Genomic DNA, 18,377 nt, shown 5'->3' with positions numbered 1-18,377 from the left:
AGAAATGGTCAAGCCAGAACAATTTATCTCGTCGGCAGCGTTATCCCGATCAGCAGACCGCCGTCGGCGGGCAGTGTGGCGTGAAGCGACCCGCTGTGCGCCTCGACAATCGCTTTGGCAATCGACAGTCCCAGACCGCTGCCGCCGGAGTGGCGGGCGCGTGAGGAGTCAGCGCGGGTAAAGCGGTCAAACAATTGCGGCAGGAAGTCCGGCTCCACACCCTGACCATAATCGCGGAAGGTCATTATGATCGCCTGATCGTTCTGGCTGGCCGTGATCAGCAACGCGCCACCGTCGGCAGCGTAGCGCATTGCATTCTCACAGATGATGGTCACTACCTGGCCCAGCCGGAAGGTATCGGCATACAGCCGCAGATCGTTGGGTGATGTCACGCTGATGGCAATCCCCGCCTGTTCTGCCTGCGGCAGAAGCCAGCCGGAGCGCTCGCGCAGTAACTCGCTGAGATTAAACCACTCGCGGTTCAGGGTAAGCTGCCCGGCATCCGCCAGCGACAAGAGATGCAGTTCGTCTGTCAGGCGACTGAGCTGCGTCAGTTGCTTCATGATCATTGCCAGCTGTTGCGGTTCGGCAGGAAAGACGCCATCCAGAATCCCCTGCAGGCGGCCCATCGCCGCCGTAAGTGGCGAGCGAAGTTCATGCGCCATCGCCACATGCGAGGTGCGCAGCTCACGCTCGTAACGCGCCAGCTGCTGCGTCATCTGATTAAAATCTTCAGTAAAACGTACCAGCTCCTGTGGGGCTTCTTTTACGATTACCGCCGATCGGCCAAATTCGCCTTTTGAAACCGCTCGCGCCGCGGTAGCCAGCTGGCTGAACTGCGCCGACAGCGGACGGGCGAAACGCAGCGCCATCAGCACCATAAACGGAATCGTTACCACGACCAGCACGATCACGGTAAGCCAGTCCGACGAGGCCAGCGACGGATCGGAGAAGTTGATGCCCCACCACTGGTCCATAATCTGATGAAAGCGCACAGGATCGCTGGCAGGGTGGTGGCGCAACCGGGTGAACTCATCCAGCAGCGCGGGCGGCATCCGGTAATAGACCCAGTACGCTTGCACTGCGAAGCGCAGCCACATACAGATGGCAATGAGCACCACGCTGCCAATCGCCAGAAACAGCACCCGGATGCAGATCCAGCGCCACAATGAAGTATGCGTATCGTTCTTCATGGCTGTCTGAACCGGTAACCGACGCTGCGCACTGCCGGTAAGACATCAGAGATGCCCGCGGCTTCCAGTTTGCGACGCAGGTTATAGACGTGGGTATCGACCACCCGCTCAAGCGCATCGCTTTCCGGCAGACAGTGCTCCAGCAGAAACAGGCGGGTAAACGGACGCGTCGGAGCGCGCATCAGGGTGACCAACAGGGAAAATTCGGTCGGTGTCAGATCGAGGCGGCGCGGTGAAGCACTGTCGCTATCGACCACTGCGGTGAGCGCCACCGGGTCCACCACTAAACCCGCCCAGCGCAGGGTTTCTGCAGCGGGTACCTGACTCTGCTGGCTACGGCGCAGTACTGCCTGAACGCGCGCCACCACTTCGCCCGGATGATAGGGTTTGACCACGTAGTCATCCGCGCCATAGCGCAGTGCGCCGATGCGGTCCGGCGCATCACCCATCGCGGTTACCATGATCACCGGGGTATCGTCACGACGTCGCAGCGCTGCCAGCACTTCAGTGCCGTTCATGCCGGGCAGCATGATATCCAGCAGGATCAGATCGGGCTGCCAGCGTCTGGCGGCATCCAGCCCGCCTGGCCCATCACCGGCAATCATGACCTCATAATTTTCACGTTTCAGGTAGGCCTCAAGTACGCCCGCCGCATCAGCATCATCTTCAATAATCAGTACACGTTTTGACTGCATTTTCGGATCACCTTGACTGTTTCTTCATAAATCCCTGGTCGTTAATTGACACTCGCCTCGCATACTCCGGCCATTGACGCGGCTCTGAACCCCTCAGCTCCGCACCTGATGTGATAATGAGGAAACGTGATGATAACCGGAAAAATAACGCTGCACATGGTCTGTTTTTCGCTGGGATTCAGTGCCGCGACTGCCATGGCTGATGAGACTACGCCGCCGCCAAGCGTCACGCTGGGCATTGCAGGTATCAATGCACCACGCTATAGCGGCGCCGATAAGCAGCACTGGCAGCTGATGCCGGTGATCCAGGCACGCGACGGGGCCTTCTTTTTAGACTCACAGAAAGGCATTGGCTATGACCTGCAGGCAGATAATGGACTGTATCTGGAACATACGCTGGGCTACGGGCTGGGCCGTTCTGACCAGAATTCATCCTGGCGAGATGGGGATGACCGGCTCAGAGGCATGGGGAACATCGACGCAACGATGAACACCGCGCTGGCGCTGGGATGGTCGGTAACGCCGTGGCTGGTGCTGGAGGGCAAAGCGACGCTGCCATTAAGTGATAGTCAGGGTGTGCAGTACCGGACTTCCGTAACCCTGATCCCCTGGCAGACCAGTGACGATACCGTGGCACTGCAGGTGGCGGGACTGTTTGGCGACGGGCGTTATATGAATACCTGGTATGGCGTTAACCGCAAGCAAAGTGCGCGCAGTGGTTTTGAACGCTATGACGCCGCGGGTGGATTTTATGGCACCGACACCAGCCTGACCTGGAGCCATCAGTTCACACCCGCCTGGGCGGCCAGTGTGATCGGTGACTACAGCTGGCTGGATAAGCATGCTTCAGATAGCCCCATCGTTGCACGGCACAACGGCGCATCGGCCACCCTGGCATTGAGCTACACCTTCTGAATGGCACCATGAAGAAAAGTGAGATGCGCAGCCACCGTCTTTTGCTTGCGGCACTGATTCTGTTGTATGTAGTGGTCTATACCCTGACAGGCGTGGCGCTTAGCCTGTTGGATGCGCCGGGACGGGGATAGGGAGCGAGCGGTATAAACAGCGTGATCGGGCTGGTTATGCCGTGACTTAAATAGAAAATTAACTTTTCGTAAAGCGGTTCAGACATTAATGGTCAGCGTTAGAAGTTTCGGGTACATCCGGAGGTTTTAATTATCGCTATATAAATTGATTAAGGTGGTTAATTTAGAACGCGTCGTAATCCATCTTGCTAATAAATTTTTTAAAAGACTATGGGTGTGGTTAATCTATATAGACTGGGCAAGGTTTAAATATTATAAATTAAAATCTGATCCATTAAGATAGCCTCTTCGCTGTGGTAGCAGCGCATGGAATTTACAGGGGCTGAACTGATGAAAAATAAAAAAAGTGCTACACCTCATGATGCTACTTTTCGACAGTTTCTTACGCATCCGGATGTTGCCAGAGATTTTATGCAGATCCACCTTCCGGAGAAATTGCTTAAAATCTGCGATCTCACCACACTGAAGCTTGAGTCCGGATCATTTGTTGAAGACGATTTGCGTCAATACTTCAGTGACGTTTTGTATAGTCTCAGAACCTCAACCGGTGACGGATATATTCATGTTCTGATTGAACACCAATCCACCCCTGACAGGCATATGGCATTCCGCCTGATACGTTATGCGGTAGCCGCTATGCAGCGCCACCTTGAAGCTGGCCATAAAAAGCTGCCTTTAGTCATACCTGTACTGTTCTATACCGGTAAGCGCACTCCCTATCCGTGGTCGACCCGCTGGTTCGACGAATTTGATGATCCGGTAGTGGCGGAAAGCCTTTATAGAGGCGCCTTCCCGCTGGTGGACATTACGGTCATCCCGGATGATGAGATCATGACTCATCGCAGTATGGCCGCCCTGACGCTTTTGCAGAAACATATTCATCAACGCGACATTGCAAGCCTGACTGACCATCTAGTCACGCTACTCATGGCCGATTATCTTTCTTCACCCCAGGTGATGACGCTGATACACTATTTACTGCAGGCTGGTGAGTCAGCTGACTACGAAGCTTTCGTTCGCGAACTGGCACAGCGGGTGCCACAACACGGAGACGCACTGATGACCATCGCACAGCAGCTTGAACAAAAAGGGATCGAAAAAGGTCGCGCAGAAGGTATCGAGCTTGGTGAACGGCGTGGTATTGAGAAAGGTCGTACTGAAGGACAGCGTGAAGCTACCCTGAAAATTGCGCGCACTATGCTACAAAACGGCCTTGATCGTAAAACTGTCATAGAAATGACCGGCCTGACGTCAGACGATCTGGCGCAAATACGACACTAATATAAACAAGAGTAAACCCGGTCATGACCGGGTTATCGTTTTGAATACCGCACCAGATAAATCATCATAATTATCAGAAAGGTGTAACCTGCATACGTCCTGAACTACAAGCCATTATTTGTCTGGCTGACGCTGCAGGAAATTCCAGGTTGCGCCCAACATGCCGGAGTCGTTGCCGTAGGTCGCGGTATCAATGCGGATATCAAGATCATATTTTGCCAGCTGCTCTGCCAGTTCCTCGAGGAACGGTTCCCGCTCGGTAATTCCACCACCGATAAATATCATCTGCGGATCGAACACGCTGAAGAGGTTATATAAGCAGGCTGCAAGATCCTGGTAGAATTTATTCACCACCTGCTGCGCGGCTTCTTCTTTGCGATCGTATGCGTCAAAGACATCTTTACCCGTGACGTCGTCGGAAGATTTTTCGATGAGCTGGCTGTAATTCTCTCGAAGCGCCGTCATGGTACAGCTCTGGCTCATTGTGTGGCGTTCAATATTGCTGCTGGTGGGGCGCGAAGTCAGCAGACAGCCAAACTCGCCCGCGCGGTTACGACCGCCCCGGATCAGCGCGCCGTTGCAGAAGGCCGCTCCGCCTAATCCTGTGCCGATAGTTAACATCAGAAAATCACTGAGCTTTTTTGCTTTGCCCAGCCACTGTTCAGCCAGTAAGGCGCAATGGGCGTCATTTTCGACCGTGGCAGGCAGTGAGGTTTTTTCCGTCAGCCACTGGCTCAGATGAAACTGGTCGAAGTCCCGAATGGTGCCGCCCATGGCGATATATCCGGCTTCTGCATCAATATAACCGGGCGTGCTGACGGCGATGCCAGCACAGCCGGGATTTTTCTCCAGCCAGGCCAGGATCTCATCAAGTATTTTGTCGCGTGAATTATGGGAAATATCAGCACTCTCACTGGTCAGAATATTTCCCTGCTCATCAATCACGCCCATTTTTAAAGAGGTACCACCAATATCGAAAGCTGCAATCTTCATTAACGTTCTCTGAGGTTGTTTTCATCCGATTAATTGTAGTGCTGAAAGAAAAAGGGCAGGAGGTCTGACGGAGGCAATTTTGTCAGGAAAGGTACAGATTTATAAAGCGAGTGTTGTACAGAGGGTGTTTTGATAAACCCCGGCACACAGGGAACAGCTGTGCATGATTTTTAAGGACGTCCGATGTATTACCCGCGCTAAGAGGGTGTCTGGCAGCGCGGGCTTAATCGTCACACTGCAGTCATTGCCACTTACGCAACAGGAGACTGGCGTTGACGCCGCCAAAACCAAAACCGTTCGACATGGCATAAGTCAGCGCCGTGGGACGTGCATTGAGCGCCACCAGGTCCAGATTGCCTGCGGCTTCATCGGGATGATGGAGGTTCAGCGTCGGCGGAATAAGCTGCTGCCGCAACGCCATCAGGGTGAATATCGCCTCAACGCCGCCTGCCGCACCCAGCAGATGGCCGGTGGCGGATTTAGTTGAGGCAATCGCGACCTGCGAATCATCGCCAAACACTGCACGAATAGCCGCCAGCTCACCGTGATCGCCAACCTGAGTTGAGGTTGCGTGTGCGTTGATATGCTGGACGTCTTCCGGGCTGATGCCCGCCTGACGCAGGGCGGTTCTCATCGCCCGCGCAGCCCCGCTGCCATCCTCCGGACCCGCGGTTAAATGGTATGCATCGGCGCTGGTGCCATAGCCGACAATCTCCGCCAGCGGTGTCGCGCCGCGTGCTTCGGCATGGGCCAGTGACTCAATCACCAGCAGGCCTGCACCTTCGGCCATCACAAAGCCGTTTCTGTCACGATCAAACGGACGTGAGGCATGGTGCGGCTGATCTTCATAGCCCACACATAGCGCACGTGCAGCCGCAAAACAGCCCAGCGTGACGCGATCCAGCGCCGCTTCTGTACCGCCACAAATAGCAATGTCCGCTTCACCGCTTCTGATCAGCCTGGCTGCATCACCAATTGCCTGAACTCCCGCCGCACAGGCGGTAACGGGCGCACCCAGCGGGCCGGTGAAGCCGTGTTTGATCGAGACATGACCCGCGGCCATGTTGGCCAGAAACGAAGGTGCTGTAAAGGGTGAGAGCCTGCGCGGGCCGCGTGCATCGGTGGTGCGCACCGCGTCGGCTATGGCACCAAAGCCGCCGACGCCTGAAGCAATAATCGTCGCAGTACGTTCACGCGCTGCCTCATTCTCAGGATGCCAGGCCGCCTGATTCAGCGCTTCTTCTGCTGCCAGCAGCGCGAATTCTATAAAGCGCGACATCTTTTTACGCTCTTTCGGCGCAATGAACGCCTCGGGGTCGTAACCTGCCAGCGGATCTTCATCGATGCCCGGCACGCTGCCACCTACTGAAATACCGGTGCCAGCAGTAAGCGTATCGGGAAGGGTACGTATACCTGATTCTCCTGCCGTTAATCGCCGCCAGACTGTCTCAACGCCACAACCCAGTGGCGAGACGATGCCCGCGCCGGTAATGACAATGCGTTGTGATGAGGCTAAGTGACTCATAATTTTGCTCCCGTAGAGAGTCCGGACAGTGATTGAATTGCTGCCGCAGACAATGGATACACGCCTTGAGCGCGGAAGGTGAGACCCTGCGTAGAATAGTGCGATGGACGAACGCAGGGATGGAATAGAGCAGAGAGAGATAAGCTTAGCAGCATCAGAATCCTGAGCGATAACCAGACAGAGTGCTATCGTTGCTCTTGTGACTAAATAAGTCAATAGTCACATAATGCGCAATGTTCAGGGCGCAAGGCTACGTAACACCAGCGCTGCCAGTTGTGCAGAGGCTTCTTCAGCGTCATCAAGGCTGTACTGCAGCAGTACCGGACTGGCGTAGGGTTTGATCACCCGATAGATTGCCTCCGCCGCTTCGTCAGCCGGGGTTTTACGCTCAAACTCACCGGATTCACGACCCCGTCGCAGGATCTGCTGAATCAGGCTGAGCAGTCGTTCTTCATGCGCCATCGCCGATGGCCAGCGGTCACGCGACGCGACGGCAGCAATATCATAGAGTTTACGTTCGTGAAAAAAGAGTTCAGTGCCGGTGACGGAAAGCGTGCGGAACAGTCGCCGCAGTTGTTCCGATGCTCCAGGCGCATCGGCGATAGCGACTTCGACGTGCTGCATAATCATCGCAAGCCGGGTGGAGCAGATCACTTCGCCAATCGCCTGTTTTGATTCAAAAAACTTGTAGATATACGCTTTGGAAAAGCCGATAGCACGGGCGAGATCGGAGACGGTGGTTTTTTCGTAACCATAATGCGCGAAGTGCTGCATGGCAGCATCGACAATCTGGTCACGCACATTGTGCCCGGCCGGGCCGCGTGTGCCATTTTCCGTTACGGATTGAGTCATTGTCAGAACCTGGCAGATCAAAGGTGGGTGAAAAAATTCAGTGACCACTGTTAGGGGTGGTCACATTTTAGGCCCTGTTGCGATCAAAAGCCATATTTTGAACGGGCTGAATGTATGCTGGTGTTGCTGAGTGCCACCAGCAGGTTATTGGCGCAGCGTATCTATAGAGATATTCCACTGATTGAGCTTGTTATAGAGCGCCGTGCGAGAAATGCCCAGCAGCTTAGCGGACTGCCGCAGATTACCCCCCTGCGCGCGAAGGGTCTGCAGGATGCAGGCTCGTTCATTATCCTGCAACAGGCTGCTGGCCGCTGGTCTGTTTTCGGCTGCGCGCGTCACCATCGCTGGCGGCAAATCGGCAAGGTCGATGATGCTGCTCTGGCAAAGATTAACGATCCGCTCGACCAGATTTTCCAGCTCGCGCACGTTGCCGGGCCAGTGCCATGCCTGCAGGGCGTTCATTGCTTCAATGCTCACCTGCGGAGGCGTTTTATTCAGCCGCTGACACAGGGCGTGAATGAAGGTATTCACCAGATCAGGAATGTCGCTCTGGCGTTCACGCAGGGCAGGGATGGCCAGGGAGATAACATTGAGGCGATAGAACAGGTCACGGCGGAAAGCACCCTGTTCCACTGCACTGAGCAGATCGCAATGGGTTGCCGCCACGATGCGGACATCCACTTTCAGCGGATGCGCCGCTCCGATGCGCAGCACCTCACTCTCCTGCAGCACGCGCAGCAGGCTGGTCTGTGCCTCCAGTGGCATCTCGCCAATCTCATCCAGAAACAGCGTGCCACCGTCGGCCAGCTCAAATTTACCTGCCGAACCGCCGCGCCGTGAGCCGGTGAACGCGCCATCGACGTAGCCGAATAGCTCACTCTGCACCAGGTCACGCGGCAGTGCGCCGCAGTTAACCGCGACAAAGGACTCATGCGCCCGGCTGCTGGCATTGTGGATCGCCTGAGCAAACAGCTCTTTACCGGTTCCGCTTTCACCGGTCAGCAGAACGGTACTGTCACTGCGACTGCTGGCGCGGGCATCCTGAAGAGCCTTCTGCAGCGTGGGTGCCTGACCACGAATCATCTCAAAGGTATAGCTGGCGCTGACGCCGAGCACACGACGGGTAATGGCACGGATGCGCTGATTTTCCCGCAGCGACAGGATGCGACCGCCGTCCGGTGCCGGCATCAGCGAGACCAGGCATGAAACACTGGGTCTGCCATCGGGGCGGAACACCATCTCGCGGTCATTACAGCAGGGCAGTGTGAGCAATGAACCGGACTGGGGCTGCAGCACCTGATCGATCAGGGCGTTGTCGGTATCAATACCGGCAAAGATCTGACGAGCGTAGCGGTTCAGGGTTTTGATGCGCCCGTCGCGGTCGCAGACCAAAACGCCCTCATTCAGGGTCTCCAGTATCGACTGCTGCTCGGCCAGCAGACGGCGTAAGGTGAGTTGCTGGCCAATTGCCTCTGCGGCAGCCTGCACGGTGCCCAGCGTATGGGCACTGAAATTGTCAGGCGTGGCGGTCAGCGTCAGTACGCCGGTCATACGACCGCTGGCATCACGGATAGGAGCTGCAGCGCACTGCCGGTTACGTTCACGCAGCGCGATTTTCCAGTTTTCTCCGCTGAGTACATAGACCAGCCGCTGCTCGCGCAGGCAGCGCGCGGTGCAGTTGGTGCCGAGCACCTCCTCACGCAGGATGCTGCCGACCGGAGTCAGGTCGCTGCCGCAAAAACTCAGTACGATGCCTTGCGCATCTGTGAGATTGATATGACCATCGGGATTGTAAGCCAGCAGGTTCTCCATCACGCTATGCGCCACAGTAATCAGCTCACTGTTATGACGCAGAACGGCGGCCAGCTCCGTTGGATCGGAGGCACTGTACTCAAAAGATACCGGATTGATGCCATGTTCGTGCGAGCGGTTCCATGACTGCAAAATACTGCGGCGGATCCAGCGCGGCTGTTCACCCTGGCTAAATGCCTGCCAGCCCCGGGCAAACCGAGCTTCCCACTGTGCCGCATCACCGCCTTCCGGCAGGCTGAATATGGCATCGCTCTCTTCTTTATTAGGCAGCAAATCATGCAAAGATTGCATTTCACTCTCTCGTGGTCGATGGAATGTCCATTTTAATGACATGTTAAGTTGACATGTAAATTTTATTTTCAATTCTGATGTGCCATCTGCGAGCGCGTTCACATAAAAGCCCGCTTTAAAACTGGCATCCACTTTGCAACGCTGACACTAACTCTCACCTGTCAAAAACAATGGGAAAGTTAAGGTGTTATGCGTAAACATAATCTGAAGTTATTGCTGTTCATCTGTTCCATCGCCTCCTTGAGCGGGGTGATCCTCGGTTATGACGCCTCAGTGATTTCCGGCGTTATTGAGCCATTAACGGAACACCTTGCGCTAACGCCGTGGCAAAGTGGATGGGCTGTTTCAAATGTCATCCTCGGCTGTATCGTCGGCGCTGGCTGTGTCGGCGCGATCTCAGATCGGATCGGGCGTAAACCTACACTGGTGATCACCGCGCTGTTATTTGCCGTGTCTGCGGTGGGTTCTGCGCTGGCAGATTCCCTAACCGGTTTTGTGATTTACCGACTGGTGGGTGGCCTGGCGGTCGGGATGGCGTCGGCAATTACGCCGCTCTATATCGCAGAGGTCTCACCTAAGGACTGGCGAGGGCGCATGCTTGGGCTGCAGCAGATGCTGATGGTTGGCGGTCAGGTCACGGTCTATGTGGTGAACTACCTGATTGCACGCGGTATGCCCCATGCCTGGATAGTCAGTGAAGGCTGGCGCTGGATGCTGGCGTCGGGTGTGGTGCCTTGCCTGCTGTTTCTGGCACTGGTGCCCTTTATGCCGGAATCACCACGCTGGCTGGCGTTAAACGGCAAGCGTGAACGCGCGCTGGCAGTGCTGACCCGGCTTTCGACGCCTGAACATGCGCGGCGTTTGCTGGCAGAAATCAGTGCGCCGGACGCGGATTCTGTTACCCGTCAGCAGGGAACCCGTCTGCTCCGCGACGCCAGAATGCGTTACATCCTGCTGATCGGCTGCGCGATTGCGATTCTGCAGCAGGTTTCGGGCATCAACATCCTGCTGTATTACGCACCGTCGCTGCTGCAGAACATCTCACCGGATACACAGACCTCCCTCTATCACAGCATTTTCCTCGGACTGGCGCTGCTGGTTGGAGTAGCGTTTTGTCTGAACGCAGTGGATCGCTGGGGACGGACGCGTCTGCTGCGCTGGGGAGCGCTGGGTTGCGCTGTCAGCCTGGTGATTACCGCCTGGGCCTTTATAGCGCAGATCGGTGGCCTGCTGCCGGTTGTGGGCCTGGTGGCGTTCGTACTGATTTTTGGTATGTCATGGAGTCTGGGTGCCTGGCTACTGATCTCTGAAATATTTCCCAACCAGATTCGTGCCGTCGCGATGGGCTACGCCTTTTCTTCGATGTATCTCGCCAATTTCATCGTTACTCAGACTTTCCCGATGATGAACCGTAGCCGTTTGCTGATGGATCACTTCCATGGTGCTTTTCCACTGATGCTCTGCGCCGCTGGCTGCCTGGTAGCCTTCTGGTTTGTAAAACGTTTTCTGCCTGAAACCCGAGGCATCTCACTGGAGCACATCGAGCCGCTGATGCTTTCAAAATCCCGTCGTTTTGCCGCCAAAGCGCAGGCGACATCCGGACACCCTATTCAGCCTGACTGGGCTGACAACAAAAAACAGGAGCAGTTATGAACCTTAATACAGTACGAGTGGGATTGATCGGTGCTGGCCGCATGGGCAGTTTTCATGCAGAGAATCTGGCGCAGCGGGTGCCAGGGGCACGGCTGACAGCGGTCGCCGACCTGCAACCCGGCGCAGCGCAGCAACTGGCAGACCGGCTTGGGGTGGAGAAAGCCTATACCGATATCCAGGCGTTACTCAATGACAGCGAAATCGATGCCGTTGCTATTGCTACGCCGGCTCGCACTCACGCCGAACTGGTGATCGCTGCAGCCCGGGCTGGCAAGCACGTGTTTTGCGAAAAACCGATGGCGGTAACGCTGGATGAGGCAGATCGGGCTATTGCCGCCGCACAGGACGCGGGCGTTGTGTTGCAGGTCGGCTTCAATCGTCGATTCAGTGCAGGCTTCGCCGCAGCTATTGAAGCTGTCAGAGCAGGCACCAATGGCACCACCCAGCTAAGCCGTTCGGTGACACGCGACCCTGGCCTGCGCGATCCGGCCCCGATCCCGCAGTGGACCATCTTCCTTGAAACCTTAATCCATGACTTCGACACCCTGCTGCACTTCAATCCGGGTTCCCGGCCGGTTGAGGTCTATGCGCTGGCTGATGCGCTGGTGCGTCCCGATTTTAAAGATAAGGGATTACTTGATACCGCGGTGGTGACCATCCGCTTTGATAACGGTGCCATTGCCACTGCGGAAGCCAACTTCCAGGCAGTTTACGGTTATGACGTTCGCGGTGAGGTCTTTGGCAGTAAAGGTATGCTGCAGGCGGGCAACATCAATCAGGACAACTGTGTGCGCTATCACGCCGAGGGTATTGCCATCGCAACGTCTCGAATGGATACCGATCTGCTGCGTGAGGCCTATGTTGCTGAAATGGCAGAATTCGCCCGCGCGATTCTGCACGGTGACACGCCGCGCGCTACTGGCACTGATGCGCGTAACGCGCTGGAAATTGCGCTGGCCTGTATTGAATCGGTGCAGCAACGCAAACCCATTCTGTTGGGAGAACGCTAATGGCCGGTTATCAGCTTTCAGTCTGTGCGGAGATGGTGTTTCTCGAACTGCCTTTTATCGCGCGTGTTGAGCGGGTTCATGCGCTGGGATTTGGCGTGGAGATCTGGAACTGGGTCAACAAAGATATCGACGCGTTGGTGGCGACAGGTGCGCGTTTTACCTCCATGACCGGCTACCTCAACGGTAACCTGACTGATGATGATGAGATTGCAGAGTTGCTGCATAGCGCAGAAACCTCACTGGCGATTGCAGATCGTCTGAACTGCCCGAGCCTGAATCTGCATGGCACCGGGCTGGATGCTCACGGCCAGGCGGTTCGTCCGGTTGAGGTGGTTACCGGTGAGATGTGGCTTAAAGCGGCCGACACCCTGCGGCGTGTCGCTGCGCTCGGCGAGCAGGCCGGGCGGGTATTTACTCTCGAAAACCTGAATCTGGCAGTTGATCATCCGGGTACACCGTTCGCACGGGCTGCCGATACGCTGGCGCTGGTCGAAGCGGTCAACAGCCCGGCACTGAAGATGAATCTGGACCTCTATCACGCCCAGATTGGAGAGGGCAACCTGATAGAGCTGATACGACGCTGCGGCCCCGCTATCGGTGAAATCCAGGTGGCTGATGTGCCGGGGCGCATGCAGCCTGGCACCGGGGAAATTAACTATCGCGCCATTGCCCGTGCGCTGGAGCAGGTCGGCTATTGCGGCGTCGTTGCGCTGGAGGGCTGGGCCGAAGGCGACAGCGAAACAGCCCTGGCACAGTTCCGCGATCACTTTACGTTGTGAGCTCTGCCGCCGGGTATTTGCCTGTTGCCCGGCGGTTCTATCAATAATAAACCCTACAGGATTACGCGATGAAAACCAAAATGTTAGCACTGCTGCTCAGCCTGATGATCAGCGTTACCGCCTGGGCTAAAACACCTAAAATCGGTGTCGCACTGGCTAATTTCGATCTTAACTTCGTATCGATTCTGCGGACGCAGATGGTGGGTGAGATAAAAGCGCTGAAAATGGATGGGCAGTTCGTCGATGCCAAAGGGGATGTAGCTCTTCAGGTACAGCAGGTTGAAGATTTTATCAATCAGGGCGTGGATGCCATTATTCTCAACCCGGTCGATACACAGGGCGTACTGCCGATGGTGAAAGCGGCAGAAGCGGCGGGCATTCCGCTGGTGTTTGTTAACCGTAAACCGGAAGTGAAATTACCGTCCAGTATGGCCTATGTCGGTTCTGACTCTGCCCTGGGGGGTGAGATGCAGATGGAAGCGCTGGCAAAACAGATGAACTATCGGGGCAATGTCGCCATTTTAATGGGCGCATTATCAAATGAAGAAGCGCGGGAACGGACGCGTGCCGTTGAAGCGGTGATCGCTAAATATAAGCAGATGGCGGTAATCGAAAAACAGACTGCACGCTGGCAGCGTAATGAAGCGGTAGACGTAGTTTCGGGCTGGCTGCTTAATCAGCGACCGATCGATGCAATCGCCGCCAATAATGATGAAATGGCTATCGGGGCGATTATGGCGCTGAATCAGGCGAAAAACAGCCACATTCTGGTTGCCGGGATCGATGGCACGCCTGATGGTCAGCAGTTCGTCAAAAATGGAAAGATGACGCTGACTATTTTCCAGGATGCGAAAGGGCAGGCGACGGGCGCTGTGAAAGTCGTGAAAGCGTTACTGGATAAACAGAAAGTCGAATCACTGAACTGGATCCCCTATAAAACCATTACTCAAAGTAATTATGCGGAGTTTGCTGCCGCTAATCAGCCATAAAAATCGCCGCTAACCTTATGATTCTTTGTCGTTTCTTAAATAATTAACCAGCTGCCGGGCAGGGACGCACTCTGCCCGGCCCGTTCTGCTGGCTAATCTGTAAAAATTTCCTTAATCGCCTGATTAACGCGTCTGTAGTGCTTCTTCATATAAGCTGAATTATACTGTCGATAAATGAGCGGAAATTCAGTGATTTCTTAATGATTTACATAATCGATGATCAGGTTTCTTACAATTCTGATGACTGCACGCTTAGCCACATTCCTACTCAGGAGTCGCTGAGCCTCAGTATTTCTTCAGGTCGGCTTTTTGAGCAGTTACTGAATTCCGGGGGAGAAATACTGGCGCGTGATACGTTGCTGACCGAGGTCTGGGATAAATATGGCCTGCGTGGATCGAATAGTAATCTGAATCAATATCTGAGTATTGTGCGCAGGGCACTCGCGGCTTATGGCTGTGAAAATCTGATTATCACCATCCCGAAAATTGGTATACGCCTGAATACCGATATTAAAATTGAACGTCAATCAGCCCCGGTCATGGGGGTGACGGAAGTTTTAACTGATGACATATCGGAAGGAAGTATAACTGAAGGGTCTGCTGAAAACGTTGTCCTGCCTGCCACTCCGCCCGGTAATCAGCTGCCAGCTACGTCCGTTAACGTCACCCGGCGATATTGGTTTGCTTCTGTTGCTCTGATATTGCTGGGCATGGTGCTCTGGTATTTCACGGTATCTCGTCCTGACGAGCAAATTATTCCAATGAGTGCCATTAAACTTGAAGGTGGCTGCGAAGCAGTATTATTGCAGGGTCTGGATGAGGTTGAACGACAGGCATTGGGTAAGCAAATAGTGCAAATTCTAAGGGAAAATAATCAAACCTGCGATGCGGGTCACCGGATTATTTTTGATAAAAACACCTCTTTTACTACTAAGAATTTCGGAAGAACAATTCTTTCATCGTGTAAAATTAATAGCGATGGTCATATCATCTCATGCGACAATTTTTATTATCTTGACTGGAGAATGGGATGAAGCGGAGCATTGGTGTTAATATTATCTTCATGCTGGCTGCGCTATTAATGGTGACTTTTGCAGGGGTTTATTACTTAACACATCAGGCCAAAGATTTTCCTTTTCGCTGCTCAGCGTTTAGCCGTTACGATCTCAGTCGTAATGATGATAAACGAATTGAGTTCGCTGTTGCCCAGGATTTACGTTTTGATAAAAAGGATTCAGGCTATCTGTTGCTGAATGGGCAGGCAACGAGCAATGACGGTGTTACTATTCTTAACAGAAGGGTTGCATTAATCAATGGCGCTAAAATTTCCGATGATACTTACCGGTATCAGATCAGCAAAGTTGTCACTTCGAATACTGATACTACCCCTGATGTCATCTTTAATAAGTTGTTAGCAGAGATCACGCTGGATCCAACGCATCTGCAGTTGGATGTCGATAAGATTGATAAAAATACCTATATTATCGGTGGGCCGATCTCCTATCTCTTTACCTGCCAGCGTTACTAAGCTCTGTAAACGGCTAATTTAGCGGTGTTCAGAATGCATGAAACCGGGAAGGGTTTATCCTGCCCGGTTTTTCTTTTAACGTTATGTCGTCAGGCTTTGCTGAGGAAAAGTATCAGGGCCAGCTCTGGAAACTCTTCAGGATATTATTAAACAGCTGAATTTCTTCATCGGTCAGGGGGGCAGCCTTTGACAAAGAGAAAATTAATGCATCCTCCAGGTTTAAGGTGAAAATCGCCTGCTTTTGATAAAGCCGGATATTATCCGGGCGCAGAAAATCATAAGTAATCATGATGCCTGTGCTCAGATTATCGCCCAACACCACGGGTTGATTTGCCTGCTGCTGCCAGTCTTTCATTTGTCTCTGCAGAATAGCAAGCTGACTGCTGATATATTCTTCTGGATTGTTGTGATTGGCCAGTTTATCACGAGAAATAGTGACGGGTGGCATCGCTGAACGGGGATCCGCCAGCGTGTTCAGGGTTCGCTCGCAGTAGCCTTCCGGTAAAGTAATCATACCTTCGCTAAACCGACAAATATTTTTATCCATGTGTAATCTCCATTTCTTTAGTTTTTTCTGTCTGGCCAAATAACTGCTCTGCGGTTACTTCACTGAGCGTACCGTTATTTAACAGGACGATTTTATCTGCACTTCTTATGGTTTCCGGGCGATGTGCAATCATGATTCGGGTGATTTTCATTTGCTTTATTGCATTGTTGATCTGCGCTTCGTTATAGATATCCAGATGACTGGTTGCTTCGTCCAGTACCAGTATTTTTGGTTCGCGGTAGAGGGCGCGAGCTAGCAGAATACGCTGCAGCTGCCCGCCAGAGAGAAACGATCCCATATCACCGACAAGGCTTTGATAGTTCATCGGCATTTTCATGATATCGCCGTGAATTTGCGCCAGGCGTGCTACACGGGTAATTTTTGCGTGGTCAGGATTATTATCAAAGAAGCTAATATTTTCACTGATCGAGCCTGAGAACAGGATGTCATCCTGCATAACACAGCCGATACGGTTACGATGGTGTTCAAGTCCTGTCTGGGTAATGTCCATTCCGCCCACGGTGATTGTTCCACCTTCCGGGTGCAGCAGACCCAGAATGATTTTGGCCATGGTGGTCTTTCCCTGACCTGAAGGGCCGACAATCGCAACGCTTTCGCCAGCCTTAATTTCCAGACTGGCACCATTTACTACCCAGGGTTCGGTAGGTGCATAGCGGAAGCGGATATTCGTTAGTTTGATATCCTGCGGCGTTTCTGTCTCATCATGCGTATCTTTACTCACCAGTACCGGACTGGCTTCTGAGCTGACTTCAGTTTCTGACAACACGATATCGGCCAGTCGTTCACCATGCATACGCAGCATTCTGAAGTCGATTACGGCGTTGATCAGACCTGCACCGCGGCTCATAAACTGATCGGAGAAGCTAATAAAGGCGGTAAGCATACCTGCAGAGAAGTTGCCATCCAGTACTTGCAGCGCAGCCAGCCAGACCAGTACGACCCTGCCTACAGAAGTGAGCAATCCCTGGGCGGAACCAAACAAAATGTTAAGCTTCTGAATCACAATGCCTTTGTTGGTCGTATCCACCAGGAAATTCATGTAGGCGGAGAGACGAGGCACCTGCTTGTTATTGGTTTTTACCGCCTGGATACCGCGAAGCGTTTCCAGTAATGAAGATTGCGTGCGGGCTGAACTGATGATTTGCTCTTCGTTGGCGCGGCGAACAGGATCATAAGCCATGAAGCGTAACAGTGCATAGGCGACAAAAAGGCCAATTACCAGCCAGGCAAGCTTAGCGTTATAGATAAACAGCATCACTACTGTCACGATCGACATTACCCCATCCAGCACAGTACTAATGAAGCGGCTGGTCAGCGTACTTTGGATGGTGTTCAGCGAGCCATAGCGGGACAGAATGTCACCAACGTGACGGGATTCGAACCATTCAAGTGGCAGCTTTAACATATGGTGACAGACATTGACCGTCCACTGCACGCTGAGCTGGCTTGAGAACCAGCTCATCACCCATGAGCGCAGCGCTGTAATCATGGTCTGAAACAACGCAATCATGATAAAGCCGATCCCGAGCAAGGAGAGTAGTGAGTAATCTGCGGAGACCAGCACCATATCCATCACCCACTGCATAAAGAAGGGGGAGAGTACGCCGAAAAGCTCCAGAGCGATGGACAGGATAAGCACCTGGGCAAAGGCAGATTTCACCCCTGTCACACTGCCCACCAGCTTCATCATCGAGATGCTTTCTTTTTCTTTTTTGACCTCAAAAGTGGAGGAAGGAACCAGCTCCAGTGCAACGCCGGTGAACGCCGGTGATGCTTCTTTAAATGTCAGTTCCCGAATGCCGCGTGCAGGATCGTGAAGCGTGATCTTATTGCCGCGCACTTTTTTTAGCACAACGAAATGGTTCAATTCCCAGTGCAGAATGCAGGGCATGCGTAATTTAGACAGCTCTTCCATATCAACGCGTAACGCACGGGAACTCATATTGAGTTGTTGTGCCATGGCAATGACATCACTAAGGGTTGCACCCTTAAGCGACGTTGCGAACCTGCGACGCAGGGTGATCATGTCGATTTCATGACCGTGATAATTGGCAATCATCCCCAGACAAGCAAGACCACATTCCGTCGCCTGTGACTGACGAATCATCGGCAGGCGGTTAAACCATTTAAAATTGAGTTTCTCTAATAACAACACAGAACAG

17 protein-coding genes are annotated in these 18,377 nt (G+C 53.5%); 9 read left to right on the top strand and 8 right to left on the bottom strand.

Annotated features, from left to right (window positions below):
* Window positions 1-23: 23 nt before the first annotated feature.
* Together NR195_RS17035 and NR195_RS17030 are read right to left on the bottom strand one after the other, a co-directional pair.
* Entirely contained in the window at window positions 24-1,193 is a 1,170-nt protein-coding gene (locus NR195_RS17035) for a cell wall metabolism sensor histidine kinase WalK (RefSeq protein ID WP_256844745.1), read from the bottom strand.
* A complete protein-coding gene (locus NR195_RS17030; RefSeq protein ID WP_010256840.1) occupies window positions 1,190-1,888 on the bottom strand; it encodes a response regulator in 699 nt (232 codons plus the stop codon). The genes NR195_RS17035 and NR195_RS17030 overlap by 4 nt, the downstream gene beginning before the upstream one ends.
* 129 nt (window positions 1,889-2,017) lie before the next feature.
* Here NR195_RS17030 and NR195_RS17025 point away from each other — a divergent pair, with 129 nt between their 5' ends.
* The 3 genes from NR195_RS17025 to NR195_RS17015 all read left to right on the top strand — a co-directional run bounded on the left by NR195_RS17025 (window position 2,018) and on the right by NR195_RS17015 (window position 4,215).
* A complete protein-coding gene (locus tag NR195_RS17025; protein WP_111534836.1) occupies window positions 2,018-2,803 on the top strand; it encodes a MipA/OmpV family protein in 786 nt (261 codons plus the stop codon).
* Between the two features lie 8 nt (window positions 2,804-2,811).
* Entirely contained in the window at window positions 2,812-2,934 is a 123-nt protein-coding gene (locus tag NR195_RS17020) for a hypothetical protein (protein ID WP_254920079.1), read from the top strand.
* A 330-nt stretch (window positions 2,935-3,264) separates the two neighbouring features.
* A complete protein-coding gene (locus NR195_RS17015) occupies window positions 3,265-4,215 on the top strand; it encodes an Rpn family recombination-promoting nuclease/putative transposase (protein ID WP_010671988.1) in 951 nt (316 codons plus the stop codon).
* Window positions 4,216-4,329: 114 nt separating this feature from the next.
* On the opposite strand, the gene NR195_RS17010 is transcribed toward NR195_RS17015, so the two are convergent.
* From NR195_RS17010 to NR195_RS16995, 4 genes are all read right to left on the bottom strand, one after another.
* A complete protein-coding gene (locus NR195_RS17010; RefSeq protein ID WP_010256830.1) occupies window positions 4,330-5,208 on the bottom strand; it encodes an ROK family protein in 879 nt (292 codons plus the stop codon).
* Window positions 5,209-5,449: 241 nt separating this feature from the next.
* Window positions 5,450-6,733: a beta-ketoacyl-ACP synthase II gene (fabF, locus tag NR195_RS17005; RefSeq protein ID WP_033786418.1), complete on the bottom strand. Its 1,284-nt coding sequence runs from the start codon at window positions 6,731-6,733 to the stop codon at window positions 5,450-5,452.
* A gap of 237 nt (window positions 6,734-6,970) precedes the next feature.
* Window positions 6,971-7,585 (bottom strand): TetR/AcrR family transcriptional regulator, encoded by a 615-nt coding sequence (locus NR195_RS17000; RefSeq protein WP_010256825.1) that lies wholly within the window; start codon window positions 7,583-7,585, stop codon window positions 6,971-6,973.
* A gap of 144 nt (window positions 7,586-7,729) precedes the next feature.
* Complete coding sequence (locus NR195_RS16995) at window positions 7,730-9,688, bottom strand: sigma-54-dependent Fis family transcriptional regulator (protein ID WP_256844744.1); 1,959 nt, start codon at window positions 9,686-9,688, stop codon at window positions 7,730-7,732.
* Window positions 9,689-9,877: 189 nt separating this feature from the next.
* Between NR195_RS16995 and NR195_RS16990 the strand changes: the two genes are divergently transcribed.
* From NR195_RS16990 to NR195_RS16965, 6 genes are all read left to right on the top strand, one after another.
* Window positions 9,878-11,341: a sugar porter family MFS transporter gene (locus NR195_RS16990; protein WP_256844743.1), complete on the top strand. Its 1,464-nt coding sequence runs from the start codon at window positions 9,878-9,880 to the stop codon at window positions 11,339-11,341.
* Entirely contained in the window at window positions 11,338-12,351 is a 1,014-nt protein-coding gene (locus tag NR195_RS16985) for a Gfo/Idh/MocA family oxidoreductase (protein ID WP_182505135.1), read from the top strand. Before NR195_RS16990 ends, NR195_RS16985 begins: the two co-directional genes overlap by 4 nt.
* Window positions 12,351-13,130: a TIM barrel protein gene (locus NR195_RS16980; protein ID WP_256844742.1), complete on the top strand. Its 780-nt coding sequence runs from the start codon at window positions 12,351-12,353 to the stop codon at window positions 13,128-13,130. Before NR195_RS16985 ends, NR195_RS16980 begins: the two co-directional genes overlap by 1 nt.
* 68 nt (window positions 13,131-13,198) lie before the next feature.
* Complete coding sequence (locus NR195_RS16975; RefSeq protein ID WP_033759854.1) at window positions 13,199-14,119, top strand: substrate-binding domain-containing protein; 921 nt, start codon at window positions 13,199-13,201, stop codon at window positions 14,117-14,119.
* 200 nt (window positions 14,120-14,319) lie between these two features.
* Complete coding sequence (locus tag NR195_RS16970) at window positions 14,320-15,153, top strand: winged helix-turn-helix domain-containing protein (RefSeq protein WP_022624197.1); 834 nt, start codon at window positions 14,320-14,322, stop codon at window positions 15,151-15,153.
* On the top strand, window positions 15,150-15,647 hold the full coding sequence (locus NR195_RS16965) for a FidL-like protein (RefSeq protein ID WP_033774010.1): 498 nt from the start codon (window positions 15,150-15,152) through the stop codon (window positions 15,645-15,647). The genes NR195_RS16970 and NR195_RS16965 overlap by 4 nt, the downstream gene beginning before the upstream one ends.
* A 112-nt stretch (window positions 15,648-15,759) precedes the next feature.
* Here NR195_RS16965 and NR195_RS16960 read toward each other — a convergent pair whose 3' ends face one another.
* Window positions 15,760-16,194, bottom strand: a complete 435-nt coding sequence (locus NR195_RS16960) for a DcrB-related protein (RefSeq protein WP_256844741.1) — start codon at window positions 16,192-16,194, stop codon at window positions 15,760-15,762.
* The gene (locus tag NR195_RS16955; protein ID WP_256844740.1) at window positions 16,187-18,370 is read right to left on the bottom strand and encodes a peptidase domain-containing ABC transporter; all 2,184 of its coding nucleotides are present in this window, start codon (window positions 18,368-18,370) and stop codon (window positions 16,187-16,189) included. Before NR195_RS16955 ends, NR195_RS16960 begins: the two co-directional genes overlap by 8 nt.
* Window positions 18,371-18,377 lie beyond the last annotated feature (7 nt).

Origin of the sequence: Pantoea sp. Ft-CA_14 (genome assembly GCF_024520875.1) — a bacterium.
Taxonomy (GTDB): domain Bacteria; phylum Pseudomonadota; class Gammaproteobacteria; order Enterobacterales; family Enterobacteriaceae; genus Pantoea; species Pantoea agglomerans.
This window is presented reverse-complemented; position numbering and strand designations above follow the sequence as displayed.

Bases quoted from the DNA above. Each gene is read 5' to 3' on its own strand.
- NR195_RS17010 (WP_010256830.1), bottom strand. From the start codon at position 5,208: ATGAAGATTGCAGCTTTCGATATTGGTGGTACCTCTTTAAAAATGGGC.
- NR195_RS16985 (WP_182505135.1), top strand. From the start codon at position 11,338: ATGAACCTTAATACAGTACGAGTGGGATTGATCGGTGCTGGCCGCATG.
- NR195_RS16995 (WP_256844744.1), bottom strand. From the start codon at position 9,688: ATGCAATCTTTGCATGATTTGCTGCCTAATAAAGAAGAGAGCGATGCC.
- NR195_RS17030 (WP_010256840.1), bottom strand. From the start codon at position 1,888: ATGCAGTCAAAACGTGTACTGATTATTGAAGATGATGCTGATGCGGCG.
- NR195_RS16975 (WP_033759854.1), top strand. From the start codon at position 13,199: ATGAAAACCAAAATGTTAGCACTGCTGCTCAGCCTGATGATCAGCGTT.
- NR195_RS16990 (WP_256844743.1), top strand. From the start codon at position 9,878: ATGCGTAAACATAATCTGAAGTTATTGCTGTTCATCTGTTCCATCGCC.
- NR195_RS17035 (WP_256844745.1), bottom strand. From the start codon at position 1,193: ATGAAGAACGATACGCATACTTCATTGTGGCGCTGGATCTGCATCCGG.
- NR195_RS16980 (WP_256844742.1), top strand. From the start codon at position 12,351: ATGGCCGGTTATCAGCTTTCAGTCTGTGCGGAGATGGTGTTTCTCGAA.
- NR195_RS16965 (WP_033774010.1), top strand. From the start codon at position 15,150: ATGAAGCGGAGCATTGGTGTTAATATTATCTTCATGCTGGCTGCGCTA.
- NR195_RS17020 (WP_254920079.1), top strand. From the start codon at position 2,812: ATGAAGAAAAGTGAGATGCGCAGCCACCGTCTTTTGCTTGCGGCACTG.
- fabF (WP_033786418.1), bottom strand. From the start codon at position 6,733: ATGAGTCACTTAGCCTCATCACAACGCATTGTCATTACCGGCGCGGGC.
- NR195_RS16960 (WP_256844741.1), bottom strand. From the start codon at position 16,194: ATGGATAAAAATATTTGTCGGTTTAGCGAAGGTATGATTACTTTACCG.
- NR195_RS17025 (WP_111534836.1), top strand. From the start codon at position 2,018: ATGATAACCGGAAAAATAACGCTGCACATGGTCTGTTTTTCGCTGGGA.
- NR195_RS16970 (WP_022624197.1), top strand. From the start codon at position 14,320: ATGATTTACATAATCGATGATCAGGTTTCTTACAATTCTGATGACTGC.
- NR195_RS17000 (WP_010256825.1), bottom strand. From the start codon at position 7,585: ATGACTCAATCCGTAACGGAAAATGGCACACGCGGCCCGGCCGGGCAC.
- NR195_RS17015 (WP_010671988.1), top strand. From the start codon at position 3,265: ATGAAAAATAAAAAAAGTGCTACACCTCATGATGCTACTTTTCGACAG.